The organism is Bacillus cereus group sp. N21 (assembly GCF_016483395.1).
Taxonomy (GTDB): domain Bacteria; phylum Bacillota; class Bacilli; order Bacillales; family Bacillaceae_G; genus Bacillus_A; species Bacillus_A pseudomycoides.
The window spans coordinates 1-285 of record NZ_JAEHBX010000316.1 but is presented as its reverse complement, the minus strand read 5'-3'; the positions used below and the strand labels follow the sequence as shown (position 1 = coordinate 285).

The window sequence follows — 285 nt, the reverse complement described above, 5'->3', positions numbered from 1 at the left end:
TATGGAAACATTCCCGTATGTAGATAAAAAATGTTATGTTTTTTCTAACTCAGAAAAAGGTTCAAATGAACACGTGGATTTTGTAAATGAAGAGGTAGTGGAGTTTACGAAAAGGTTGAAAGAGCAAGAAGGGTCTAAAATATGGATGGTCGGTGGAGGGAGGGGGGCGGGTATGGGGGGGGGGGGATGGGCGGGGGGGGTGTCCTTGGGGTGGTCGGGGGGGGGGGGGGGAGGGTTGAGGGAGTCTCGGGGGGGTGGCGCAAGGGTTTGGGTTGGCGGGGGGGG

The 285-nt window shown here is 54.7% G+C and carries 1 pseudogene; it reads left to right on the top strand.

Annotated elements, in window-relative coordinates:
- Nucleotides 1-160: pseudogene (locus JDS96_RS31025) on the top strand (dihydrofolate reductase family protein); the annotation flags it as partial.
- Nucleotides 161-285: the final 125 nt, after the last annotated feature.